The sequence below is a fragment of the Variovorax sp. YR750 genome (genome assembly GCF_900109805.1).
Classification (GTDB): Bacteria; Pseudomonadota; Gammaproteobacteria; order Burkholderiales; family Burkholderiaceae_C; genus Variovorax; species Variovorax gossypii.
On sequence record NZ_FOBJ01000012.1, the window covers coordinates 90,780 to 102,899 of the forward strand.

At 68.2% G+C, this 12,120-nt stretch carries 10 protein-coding genes; 4 read left to right on the top strand and 6 right to left on the bottom strand.

Features of this window, described 5'->3' with window-relative positions:
• Window positions 1-61: 61 nt before the first annotated feature.
• Entirely contained in the window at window positions 62-1,534 is a 1,473-nt protein-coding gene (locus tag BMY35_RS23675; RefSeq protein WP_093204538.1) for an amidase, read from the top strand.
• A gap of 15 nt (window positions 1,535-1,549) precedes the next feature.
• Here the strand turns inward: BMY35_RS23675 and BMY35_RS23680 are convergent, their stop codons facing one another.
• The 5 genes from BMY35_RS23680 to BMY35_RS23700 all read right to left on the bottom strand — a co-directional run bounded on the left by BMY35_RS23680 (window position 1,550) and on the right by BMY35_RS23700 (window position 7,878).
• Window positions 1,550-2,350 (bottom strand): alpha/beta fold hydrolase, encoded by an 801-nt coding sequence (locus BMY35_RS23680; RefSeq protein WP_093204540.1) that lies wholly within the window; start codon window positions 2,348-2,350, stop codon window positions 1,550-1,552.
• A 90-nt stretch (window positions 2,351-2,440) separates the two neighbouring features.
• Window positions 2,441-3,280 (bottom strand): proteasome-type protease, encoded by an 840-nt coding sequence (locus BMY35_RS23685; RefSeq protein WP_093204542.1) that lies wholly within the window; start codon window positions 3,278-3,280, stop codon window positions 2,441-2,443.
• A 34-nt stretch (window positions 3,281-3,314) separates the two neighbouring features.
• Window positions 3,315-5,945: a DNA mismatch repair protein MutS gene (gene mutS, locus BMY35_RS23690; RefSeq protein ID WP_177213685.1), complete on the bottom strand. Its 2,631-nt coding sequence runs from the start codon at window positions 5,943-5,945 to the stop codon at window positions 3,315-3,317.
• Window positions 5,946-6,029: 84 nt separating this feature from the next.
• On the bottom strand, window positions 6,030-6,254 hold the full coding sequence (locus BMY35_RS23695) for a helix-turn-helix domain-containing protein (RefSeq protein WP_093204547.1): 225 nt from the start codon (window positions 6,252-6,254) through the stop codon (window positions 6,030-6,032).
• Window positions 6,255-6,360: 106 nt separating this feature from the next.
• Entirely contained in the window at window positions 6,361-7,878 is a 1,518-nt protein-coding gene (locus BMY35_RS23700; RefSeq protein ID WP_093204549.1) for a sensor domain-containing diguanylate cyclase, read from the bottom strand.
• A 218-nt stretch (window positions 7,879-8,096) separates the two neighbouring features.
• Here BMY35_RS23700 and BMY35_RS23705 point away from each other — a divergent pair, with 218 nt between their 5' ends.
• From BMY35_RS23705 to BMY35_RS23715, 3 genes are read left to right on the top strand one after another with little or no spacing between them, the layout of a single operon-like run.
• Window positions 8,097-9,074: a magnesium and cobalt transport protein CorA gene (locus BMY35_RS23705; RefSeq protein WP_093204552.1), complete on the top strand. Its 978-nt coding sequence runs from the start codon at window positions 8,097-8,099 to the stop codon at window positions 9,072-9,074.
• A gap of 51 nt (window positions 9,075-9,125) precedes the next feature.
• The gene (locus BMY35_RS23710) at window positions 9,126-9,602 is read left to right on the top strand and encodes a MarR family winged helix-turn-helix transcriptional regulator (RefSeq protein ID WP_093204554.1); all 477 of its coding nucleotides are present in this window, start codon (window positions 9,126-9,128) and stop codon (window positions 9,600-9,602) included.
• A 35-nt stretch (window positions 9,603-9,637) separates the two neighbouring features.
• On the top strand, window positions 9,638-11,131 hold the full coding sequence (locus BMY35_RS23715) for a DHA2 family efflux MFS transporter permease subunit (RefSeq protein ID WP_177213692.1): 1,494 nt from the start codon (window positions 9,638-9,640) through the stop codon (window positions 11,129-11,131).
• A 126-nt stretch (window positions 11,132-11,257) separates the two neighbouring features.
• Here BMY35_RS23715 and BMY35_RS23720 read toward each other — a convergent pair whose 3' ends face one another.
• On the bottom strand, window positions 11,258-12,100 hold the full coding sequence (locus BMY35_RS23720) for a siderophore-interacting protein (protein WP_093204558.1): 843 nt from the start codon (window positions 12,098-12,100) through the stop codon (window positions 11,258-11,260).
• Window positions 12,101-12,120 lie beyond the last annotated feature (20 nt).

The window sequence follows — 12,120 nt, forward strand, 5'->3', positions numbered from 1 at the left end:
CCGACACGCTCGGCAAAATCGGACGCACTTTCCTCAACGAACAAGAAATGGAGCACTGCGAATGACGCTGGCAATGAGCTGGAGCGAATGGGCCGATCACGACGGCATCGGCCTGGCCGAACGGGTCCGCAAGGGCGACGTGACGGCGGTGGAACTGGCCGCGCAGGCGGCGGCCGGCATCGCGAGGCTCGATCCGCAGCTCGACGCGGTCGTCGAGGTCTTCGACGACGTGGTGGCCGATCCGCTCAAGGACGGCATGAACCCCGAGGGCGTGTTCGCGGGCCTGCCCTACCTGATGAAGGACCTGGGCCCCACGCTGAAGGGCCGGCTGCAGGAGTTCGGCTCGATGATGATGCAGGGCCATCGCCCGGCGACCGACAGCTTCCTCACCCGGCAGCTGCGCAAGGCGGGCCTGAACATCGTGGGCCGCAGCACCACGCCGGAGTTCGGCGTGTGCAGCTCGGCCGAGAACGCCTTCCACGTCACGCGCAACCCCTGGGACCTCGAATACACCACCTGCGGCTCGTCGGCCGGCACCGCGGCGATCGTGGCCGCCGGCGTGCTGCCGCTGTCGCACGCCACCGACGGCGGCGGCTCCATCCGCATTCCGGCGGGCGTGAACGGCAACATCGGGCTGAAGGTGTCGCGCGGCGTGTTCTCGCTGGCGCCGGGGCTGTCGGATCTTTCGGGGCTGGTGTCGATCCAGGGCTGCCACAGCCGCACGGTGCGCGACACGGCCGCCTTCGTCGACCATTGCCGCGGCGGCGCGCCCGGCGAGTTCATGCCCTTCTGGTCTGCGGCCGAGCCATACAGCGAGCTCATCAAGCGCGACCCGGGGCGGCTATGCATCGCGCTGTCGCACGAGTGGGGCGACTTCCGCGCCACGCCGCATTTCGTTGCCGAGCTGGAGCGGGTCGGCAAGTTCCTCGAAGGTTTGGGCCACCATGTGGAGTGGGTGCTGCCGGAGGTGGACTTCCAGACCGCCTTCGACGCCCAGACCACCTGCTACATCAGCAACTTCGCGCAGGTCATCGACGGCCACCTGCACCGGCTGGGGCTGGATCGCCCGCCGGCCGAACTGCTGGAGCCGATCAACATCAAGATCTGGGAAGCCGGGCTGCACACCTCGTACACCGAGCGCGCGAAGATGCAGGCGGTGTTCAACAGCACCTCGCGCGCCTTCGGCGATTTCTTCCAGCGCTGGGACATCATCCTCACGCCGATCACCGCACTGCCCACGCCCAAGGTGGGCACCAGCGAGTACCTGACGACCAGCACGAACCCCTCGGTACACGACTGGTTCGCCAACCTCTGGCAGAACTTCGCGTACACGCCGCTGGCCAACCTGTGCGGCATGCCGGGCATCTCGCTGCCGATGGCTGCTCAGGAAAACGGCATGCCGCTGGGCATCCAGGCGCAGGCGGCACAGGCCAACGACGGGGTGCTGCTGCAGCTGGCCGCGCAGATCGAGCGGGCGCTCGGGGGCAAGTGGAACGCGGGCCTCAGGCCCGGGGTGCACGTCACGCAGGCTTGACGCGGCCGCAGCCGCTCAGAGCAGGTTGCGCAGCGCGGCCTCGATGGCCGCCGCCGTGGCCAGCGGCTTTTCCATCGGGAACAGGTGCGTGCCATCCATCATGGCGATGCGGCCCTTGGTGACCTGCTGGGTCATCGTCATGCCCACGCGCTTCATCTCCGCCGACTGGCGCCCGCCGATGAAGGCCGCCTTGCACTTGAGCGGGTGCGCGCGCAGCAGCGCGCCCAGGTTGTGGGGCAGGGTGTTGTAGATGGCGGTTTCGACGTCGCGGTCGAAGCTCAGGGCGCGGGCGTCGTCCGCGTCGAAGGTGCCGTGGTCGATGTAGTCGTGCAGCACCTGCTCGTCCCACTTCGCGAAGGCCTTCTTGGCGCGGAAGTGCTCGAACACCGCCTCGCGGTGCTCCCAGCTGTTCTTGCGCTTGCGGCTGATGGCGCCGGGCGAGACGCTCTTCATGAGCGGCGTGCGCTTGACCACGTTGAGCGTGTTCGCGCGCCAGCCGCCGAGGATGGGCGAGTCGATCAGCACAACGCCGCGCGCCAGCTCCGGGTGCAGGGCGGCGCACATGAGGCTCAGGAATCCGCCGAGCGAATGGCCGATGAGGAACACCGGGCCGCCCGCGCGATCGGCGCGAGCCTTGGCGAAGTCGGCGAGCTGCTGCACCAGGTGCGGCCAGTTGTCGGTAACGGGGTACTTCGGGTCGTGCCCGAATTTCTCGATCGCATCGACCTCGAAGCCACGGTTGCGCAGGCTGTCGAGGACGACTCGGTAGGTGCTCGCGGGAAAGCTGTTGCCGTGCGAGAAGACGACGGGGGGCATCACGGCCGCCGCCGGGCCGCCCCAAGGCGGCCGAGCCTCCCCCTCGGGGGGTGGAGAAGCACACGAAGCGGCAAGCCGGGGGGCATCATTTCAGATGAGCTTTTCGTCGGGGGTCGAGATCTTGCGCAGCGGGCTGTGGCGCGTCGCCGGCATCCTCAGCGGGTGCTCGGTATGGCTGTCGTCCCACACCGGGTCCTCGATGCTGTCGAACACCTCGCGCAGCTTCTGGCCCCAGCTGTTGTGCACCATGCGGTAGTAGGGGTTGTCGGCGTCGATGCAGATCACCCGGTCGGTTTCGAGCTTGTTGGCCTCGTACACCACCATGTCGAGCGGCAGGCCGACCGACAGGTTCGACTTCATGGTCGAGTCCATCGACACCAGCGCGCACTTGGCGGCCTCGTCCAGCGGCGTCTCGGGCGTGACCACGCGGTCGAGCACGGGCTTGCCGTACTTCGACTCGCCGACTTGGAAGTAGGGCGTCTCGGTGGTGGCCTCGATGAAGTTGCCGGCCGCGTAGACCAGGAAGAGGCGCATGCCCTCGCCCTTGACCTGCCCGCCGAAGATGAAGGACACGTTGAAGTCCAGCCCCGCGTGCTTCAGCGCCTCGGCGTCGCGGTCGTACACGTGGCGCACCGCCGAGCCCAGCACGCGCGCGGCGTCGAACATGCTCTTGGCGTTCCAGATGGTGATGGGGTCGCCCTGGGTGCCGTCCTCGCGGGTTTCGCGCAGTTCCTCGATCTGGAGGATTTCGCGCACCGACTGCGAGATGCTCAGGTTGCCCGACGACAGCAGCACCATGACGCGGTCGCCCGGCTGCTCGTAGACGATCATCTTGCGGAATGTGCTGATGTGGTCCACGCCCGCGTTGGTGCGCGAGTCGGAAAGAAACACCAGGCCGGCGTTGAGTTTGATGCCTACGCAGTAAGTCATGGGTTCAGGTTCATCTGGCATGAACTGTGCCGGGTCATGCGGCGCCGAGTTCACGTTTGTTCAGTTTCTGAAGGGCATACAAGGCATCGAGGGCCTCGCGCGGGCTCATCGTGTCGGGGTCGAGCGCGGCCAGCGCGGATTCTACGGCGCTGGCCATGGGTGTTTCGGCCACCGGGGGCGGCGCGAACAGGTCGACCTGTGCACGAGTTTGCGCATGTTGCGATTCGAGTGCCTCCAGCGCCTGCCGCGCGTGGTTGACCACCGCCGCGGGCATGCCCGCCAGCCGGGCCACCTGGATCCCGTAGCTCTTGCTGGCCGGGCCGGGCTGCATTTCGTGCAGGAACACGATGTCGCGGCCCGCCTCGGTGGCGCTCACGTGCATGTTCACCGCGCCGTGGTGCGTGGCGGGGAACTCGGTCAGTTCGAAATAGTGCGTGGCGAACAGCGTGAAGGCCTTGCTGCGGTCGTGCAGCTGGGCGGCGATGCCGGCGGCCAGCGCCAGGCCGTCGAAGGTGCTGGTGCCGCGGCCGATTTCGTCCATCAGCACCAGCGACTGCGCGGTGGCGCTGTGCAGGATCTGCGCGGCCTCGGTCATCTCGAGCATGAAGGTCGACTGCGCGTTGGCCAGGTCGTCCGCCGCGCCGATGCGGGTGTGGATCGCATCGATCGGCCCGAGCCGGCAGGCGGCCGCCGGCACGTGCGAGCCGATGGAGGCCAGCAGCACGATGATCGCCACCTGCCGCATATAGGTCGACTTACCGCCCATGTTGGGGCCGGTGATGACCTGCATGCGCTGCTGCGGCCCGAGCTGCGTGTCGTTGGCGATGAATCCGCCCGATGACTTCTCGGCCAGCCGCGCCTCCACCACCGGGTGGCGGCCTTGCTGGATCTCGATGCAGGGGTGCGACACGAAGCTGGGCGCGCGCCAGTGCAGCGTGTGCGAGCGCTCGGCCAGAGCGCACAGCGCGTCGAGCGTGGCGAGGCCGCCGGCGAGCTGCGTGAGCGCGGGCACCGAGGGCTGCAGCGCGTCGAGCAGCTGTTCGTAGAGCCACTTCTCGCGGGCCAGCGCACGGTCTTGTGCGCTCAGGGCCTTGTCCTCGAAGGCCTTCAGCTCGGGCGTGATGAAGCGCTCGGCGTTCTTCAGCGTCTGGCGGCGGCGGTAGTTGTCGGGCACCTTCGAGAGCGCGCTCTGCGTCACCTCGATGTAGAAGCCGTGCACGCGGTTGAACTGCACCCGCAGGTTGCTGATGCCGGTGCGCTCGCGCTCGCTGATCTCGAGCTTGAGCAGGAAGTCGTCGCAGTTCTCGCTGATGGCGCGCAGTTCGTCGAGCTCGGCGTCGTGGCCGGTGGCGATCACGCCGCCGTCGCGCACCAGGGCGGACGGATCGGGCTTGATGGCGCTGGTCAGCAGGGCGGCGCAGCCCGGCGGCGGGGCGAGCCGGTCGGCGATCTGGCCGAGCAGCGCCGACGAAGCGGGCAGCAGCGGGGCGAGATGCTCCGCCTTCGAAAGCGCCAGCTGCAGCGCCAGCAGTTCGCGCGGGCGCACCTGGCGCAGCGCGATGCGCGCGGCGATGCGTTCCACGTCGCTGGTGTTCTTGAGCTGCTCGCGCAGCGTGCGCCAGGGAGCGGCCGTGGCGCCGAGCACCGTGGCCTGCAGCGCGCCGATGGCCTCGAGCCGGCCCTGTGCCTCCGAACGGTCGCGCCGGGGCGCGAGCAGCCAGCGCTTGAGCAGCCGGCTGCCCATGCCCGTCATGCAGGTGTCGAGCAGCGAGAACATGGTGGGCGAGTCTTCGCCGCGCAGCGTCTGCACCAGTTCGAGGTTGCGGCGCGTGGTGGGCGGCAGCTCGATCAGGTCGCCGTCGCGCTCAACCGACAGGCGCTGCACGTGCGAGAGCGCGCGGCCCTGGGTGTGCTCGGCATAGCCCAGCAGCGCGGCCGCGGCGGCATGCGCGTTGGCGAGCGATTCGGCGTTCCATGCCGCCAGGCTGTTGCTGCCCATCTGCTCGGCCAGCTTGCGCTCGCCCAGGCCGCCATCGAACTGCCAGGCCGGACGCACCGACAGGGTGAAGGGCGTGGCGGCGCGCGCGGCCTTCAGCCGCTGCTCGAAGGCGGGCGTCACTTCGGCGCTGTAGAGCAGTTCGCTCGGCGCGATGCGGGCGATCCAGGCTTCGAGCGCGTCGGAGGGGCATTCGGCCAGTCGCAGCTCGGCGCCGGTCACGCTGAGCCAGGCCAGTCCGCAGAAGTTGCGCGAACCCGCGTGCACCGCGAGCAGCAGCGAATCGCTCTTGTCGTTGAGAAGTTCGGTGTCGGTCAGCGTGCCGGGCGTGACCACGCGCACCACCTTGCGCTCGACCGGCCCCTTGCTGGCGCCGACTTCGCCCACCTGCTCGCAGATGGCGACCGATTCGCCCAGCTTGATGAGGCGGGCCAGGTAGGTGTCGACCGAGTGGAAGGGCACGCCGCACATCACCACCGGCTGGCCGGCCGACTGGCCGCGCTGGGTGAGCGTGATGTCGAGCAGGCGCGCGGCCTTCTCGGCGTCGGCCCAGAAGAGTTCGTAGAAATCGCCCATCCGGTAGAACAGCAGGGTGTCCGGATGGTCGGCTTTCAGGCCCAGGTACTGGGCCATCATCGGCGTGTGCCCAGAGAGGTCTGTCTTGTTCATTTCAATCAGTAGCTTGCGATCCATGCCGCCGGGCTCCGGGGCAGGTGAGGGACATTCGTAGGCATTCTCCGCGCGGCGCTGCGTTCAGTCGGCATGGCGATTGCCCCCGAGCTGCCATTGCCTCGTCTTGAGCATGAACAGCTCGAACAGGCCGGGCGCCATCGAGCGGTCGCCGGCCTCCCATTGCTGCCATCCGCGCAGCGAGGCCTGGACCGTCTGCGCGGCCTCGGTCTGCGTGAGGCCTGCGGCAATGCGGGCGTCGCGGACGGCGGCGGGTGCCGGGCTGGATGGCTTGTTCGGGGAGGGCATGGGGAGCGTGGCGCCGCGACGCGTGCGGACACGGATGAAAGTGCCGCGGGCATTCTACGTTCAATGCGCGTATCTCCAGGCCGTTGCGCCGGTGCCGGGCGCACCCTCAGGCATCGGCGAACTCTTCCTCGCTCACGGCGCGGTTGCGCCCGCTTTCCTTGGCCTTGTACAGCGCGCGATCGGCGGCTTCGACGAGCAGCTGTTCCGGCTCGTCCGAGTGCCGGGCTTCCAGCGCTGCAACCCCGATGCTGACCGTGACCCGTCCATGCGGGCTGGCGCTGTGCGGGATGTCGAGCGCGAGGACCTGAGCGAGTATCTGTTCGGCGACCTTCCTCGCGCCCGGCAGGTCGGTGCGGGGGAGGACGACCGCCAGCTCCTCGCCGCCGTAGCGCGCCACCAGGTCGCCCGGGCGCCTGGCGCTGCGCCTCAATGCCGTGGCGACCGCCTTCAGGCATTGGTCGCCGGCCACGTGGCCGTATGCGTCGTTGAAGCGCTTGAAGTAGTCCAGGTCCAGCAGCAGGAGCGACAGGGCCGTGCCCTCCCTGGCCGCGCGGCGGCACTCGTGCGCCAGCACTTCGTCGAAGCTGCGGCGGTTGGCCAGGCCGGTGAGCTGGTCCTGCGTGGCCAGGACCTCCAGCCGGCGGTTGGCCCGCAGCAGGTCTTCTCGCGCGGCCAGCAGCGAAGCCTCGGCGCTGATGCGGCGCTGGATGTTGACGATCAGCCGCCAGCCCACGGCGGCGACGATCGCCAGCAAGGCCCCCACCACGCCGATCGTCAGCAGCGCCTGGTGCCTCCAGGCCTTCAGCGCCTCGTCGCGGCCGAGCGCCACGGTGGTCAGCACCGGGTAGCGGTCGCTCTTGCGGAAGGCGTAGAGCCGCTTCATTCCGTCGATGCTGGAGCGGAACGACGCGGTACCCGACGTGCCGCCGAAGTGGCGCTGGAAATTGGCCGATCCGGAAAAGTCGAGCCCGATGGCCTTTTCGCTGTAGGGGTAGAGCACCAGCATCTGCCCGTGGTTGGTGGTCAGTCCGATGGTGCCGGTGCCGGGAAGCGCGATGGTCCCGAACGCACGCAGGAAGTTCTGCAGGCCCAGTCCGATGACGACGACGCCGGCGAATCCGCCCTTGCCGTCTTCCAGGCGCCGGCTGACGGTGATTCCCCATTCGCCGGTGAAGGGGTTGCGGATCGGCGGGCTGATGAGGACGTCGTTCGAGCGCGTTTCGCGGTGATGGATGAAGTAGGCCCGGTTGGCGCTGTTGGTGCCCGGCGGGATGCGACCCTTGGAGTACATCAGCCAGTCGCCCCCGGCGTCGAGGACGGCCAGGCCGTCGAGCTGGTCGAGCAGGCGCTTCTGGCGCTCGACCAACGACTGCACGCGCTGCAGCCGCTCCGGCTCGTCGCCTTCGCCCTTCAGCGTCTCGGCCACGCCCTGCAGAAGCATGTCGCTCTGGGTGAAGACGCCCTCGGCGTAGATGTTCAGCGCATTGGCCAGGTTGAGATTGTTGGTGTCGGCCGCGGCCAGCGTCTGGTCGCGCGACGCGTACAGCTGCCAGCCCGTGGCCGCCGACACCGAAAGCATGACGGCCAGCAGCAGGAATTTCGCAAGGCGAACGTCCCGCTTCACTTGAGCGACTCCCCGAACGAACCTGTTTTCACGGCCTTCCCTCTCCCTGTCGGCGCAGCGTCCGTTTCGCGCTGCGCCCCTGTTTATTTGTTCACCTGCCACGCAGATCCACGCGAACTCTAGCCGACCGGGCTGAATCGGCGGTGGCAGAACCGGAATCGCTGCGGCCCCGTGGCACCATCGAAAGCTTCCACCAACGTGAATTCCGAGGGGTACCGATGCTGATCAACTGCGTCGCCTATGAAAACGGCTCCAAGCTCGCCGACATATCGGTCGAGGACATCAGCGACTACATCAGCCGGCCGGGCTGCTTCGTGTGGGTGGCGCTGAGCGACGCGTCCGCCGAGGAGCTGGCCGTGATGCAGCATGAATTCGGCCTGCACCCGCTGGCGGTGGAAGACGCCCAGCACGGCCACCAGCGCCCGAAGATGGAGGAATACGGCGATTCGCTCTTCGTCGTCATGCACCTGGTCGAGCCCTCGGAGGAGGGCGAGCACTGCACCAACGTGGGCGAGGTCGACGTGTTCGTCGGCTCCAACTACGTGCTGTCGGTGCGCAACCGCAGCAAGCAGGGCTTCCTGGGCGTGCGCGAGCGCTGCGAGCGCGAGCCGGATCTGCTGCGCCACGGCGCGGGCTTCGTGCTCTATGCGCTGATGGACGCGGTGGTCGACCGCTACTTTCCGGTGATCGACGCGCTGGAGGTGGAGCTGGAATCCATCGAGCAGCAGATCTTCGGCCAGGGCGGCGCGGCGCGCGACAAGATCAAGCAGCTCTACGACCTGAAGCGGCGCAGCATGATCCTCAAGCGCGCGGTGGCGCCGCTGCTGGAGGCCGCGGGCAAGATGCACGGCGGCCGCGTGCCGCAGATCTGCATGAGCTCGCAGGAGTACTTCCGCGACGTTGGCGACCACCTCGGGCGCATCAACGGCTCCATCGACGCCGTGCGCGACACCATCGGCACGGCGATACAGGTGAACCTGTCGATGGTCACCATCGAGGAAAGCGAAGTCACCAAGCGCCTCGCGGCCTGGGCCAGCATCTTCGCGGTGTGCACCGCCTTCGCCGGCATCTGGGGGATGAACTTCGAGAACATGCCGGAGCTGAAATTCCGCTACGGCTACGGGATCGCGCTGGGGCTGATCGTCAGCACCTGCGGCTATCTCTACTACCGGTTCAGGCGGGCCGGGTGGCTTTGAGGATGGGCTGCTAAGGTCCAACTAATAAACATGTAGATAATCGAGTCCCTTATGAAAAGGGACTTCACCCAGCGCTTCGGCTTTCTCGTCAAGAGCGTGGGCAAGCTCTACGGCGAGGAGTTCGACCGCCTCGCGCGCGAGCGCATCGGACTCACCAGCGCACAGTGCCGCCTGCTGGGCGTGCTGGCCATGCACGGCAGCCCCGACGAGGTCGAGCCGCTCTCGCAGGCCGAACTCGCGCAGCGGCTGGACCTGACCCCGATGGCCGTGGCCGGCCTGTGCGACCGCATGGCCGCGGCCGGCTGGATCCGCCGCGAGCCCAGCACCACCGACCGCCGCGTCAACAAGATTCATCTGGAGCCCAGCGCCGAGAAGGCGCTCGACAGCGCGCTCGGCATCAGCGACGGGCTCAACGCCCGTGTGATGTCGGTGCTGTCGCAGGCCGAACGCGCCCAGCTGCTGGGCCTGCTCGCCAGGGTGCACGGCAGCCTCGTGGAGATCACCTCCGGCGAAGGCCGCAAGCCGTGAGCGTCGCGCCGGGAACCACCGTGCCGCACCGCGGCATGATCACCATCTCGATCATGCTGGCGACCATCATGCAGGCGCTGGACACCACCATCGCCAACGTGGCCCTGCCGCACATGCAGGGCAGCCTGCAGGCCTCTCAGGACCAGATCACCTGGGTGCTCACCTCGTACATCGTGGCCTCGGCCATCGCGCTGCCGCTCACGGGCTGGCTGTGCGGGCACTGGGGGCGCAGGCGCGTGTTCATCATCTCGGTGATCGGCTTCACCGTGGCCTCGGCGCTGTGCGGACTGGCGACCTCGCTGGTCGGCATCGTGGCCGCGCGGCTGCTGCAGGGCATCTTTGGCGCGGCGCTGGTGCCGCTGTCGCAGGCGGTGCTGCTGGACATCAACCCGCGCGAGAAGGTCGGTCAGGCCATGGCCATCTGGGGCGCGGGCATCATGGTCGGGCCCATCCTCGGGCCGCTGCTGGGCGGCTGGCTCACCGAGAACTTCGACTGGCGCTGGGTCTTCTTCATCAACCTGCCGGTGGGCGTCTTCGCCTTCTGGGGCATCGCGCGCTACCTGCCCGAAAGCCGGCCGCAGGGCGAGCGGCTCGACATCTTCGGCTTCGTCACGCTGAGCATCGCCATCGGCATGCTGCAGCTCTTCCTGGATCGGGGCGAGCAGCTCGACTGGTTCGAGTCGTGGGAGATCAAGCTCGAGGCCGCGGCCGCGCTGGTGGCCTTCTGCTTCTTCGTGGTCCACACATGGACGGTGCAGGGCGTGTCCTTCTTCGACCGCGACCTGCTGAAGGACCGCAACTTCGTCACCGGCCTGCTGTTCGCCTTCATCGTCGGCATGATCCTGTTCGCGACGATGGCGCTCTTGCCCAACTTCCTGCAGGGCCTGATGGGCTACCCGGTGATCTACACCGGCGAGGTGACGGCGCCGCGCGGCGTGGGAACGATGATCGCGATGATCATCGTCGGGCGGCTGGTGCAGCGCATCGACGTGCGCGCGATCATGGCGCTGGGCTTCGGCCTCACTGCGTTCTCGCTCTACCAGATGACTCGGCTCACGCTGCAGATGGACAGCACGCTGATCATCGTCTCGGGCTTCATCCAGGGGCTGGGCATCGGCTTCACCTTCGTGCCGCTCTCCACCGCCACATTCGCCACGCTGGCGCCGAGGCTGCGCAACCAGGGCACGCCGATCTTCAGCCTGCTGCGCAACATCGGCAGCAGCGTCGGCATCTCGATCGTGCAGGCGCTGCTGACCGAAGGCTCGAGCAAGGCGCATGCGCAGATCGCGGCGACCGTTGCACCGGGCAACGTCGCGCTGTCGACGCTGCCGCAGATGATGTCGCCCGACACCGCCACGGGGCTCGCGCTGCTCAATGCAGAGGTGACGCGGCAGGGCGCGCTGATCGGCTACCTCGACGACTTCGCCATCATGATGATCATCACGGTGCTGGCGATTCCGTTGCTGTTGCTCATTCGCAGCCCCAGGCGCAGCGCGACCGTATCGGGCCCGGCTGAAGTACCTCATTGAGTTTCTCCCTCCCCCGCTGGGGGAGGGCTGGGGTGGGGGCAGACTGCGTATCCGTCTTCAGCGGATCATCAAGCGCCGCTTGCCCCCATCCCAACCTTCCCCGAGAGGGGGAAGGAGCAAGACCAATCACTCGTCGTGCGAATCGTGCGTGGCTGCCGCGCCGCGGCGCCAGTAGCCCGATGCCCGGGTCCACTTCGGGTTCGCGCCGCGCTCGCCCACCAGGTGCGTGCGCAGTGCCTTGGCGATGGCCGATTCGCAACCCACCCAGGCATGGAAGTCACCGGCCGGCAGCTGCATCGATTTCAGCGCGTCGAGCAGCACGGGGCTCAGGCCCGGCTCGGCGCCGCGGCGGTGCACCCACTTCAGCGTGAGTTCGGCTTTCGTGTCGAACGGAAGCTCGTCGGCTTCGCTGTCGACTTCGGCCAGCACCACCACGCGCGTGCCGGCGGGCAGTTCGGCCAGGCGCCGCGAGATGGCAGGCAGGGCGGTGTCGTCGCCGATCAGCAGGTGCCAGTCGAATTCGGTCGGCACGATGAACGAGCCGCGAGGGCCGCCCACGCCGAGGATGTCGCCGGGCTTCGCCTGCTCGGCCCACTGCGTCGCGGGGCCGGCTTCGTGCAGCGCGAAGTCGATCTCGAGCGTGCCTGCGGCTGCGTCGTAGCGGCGCGGCGTGTAGTCGCGCATGGTGGGGCGTCCGTCGGGCCACACGGGGCCGTCGGGGCCGGCCGTGGGCAGCGTGAGCTTGCCGGCGGCGTCGGGAAAGAAGATCTTCGCGTGGTCGTCGAAGCCGAGGCTGGTGAAGCCGGCGAGGTCGTCGCCGGTGAGCGTGACGCGGATCAGGTGCGGCGTCACGCGCTGCACGGTCTTCACCGAGAGCCGGCGAAAGCGCAGGTCGTGGCGCACCCGGCGGGGCGTGCGATCCGGTGCGACGGGCGCGGTGGACGCTGGTGATGTACTGAAGTCAGTCATTGCGGAAATCCTGTTGCGAG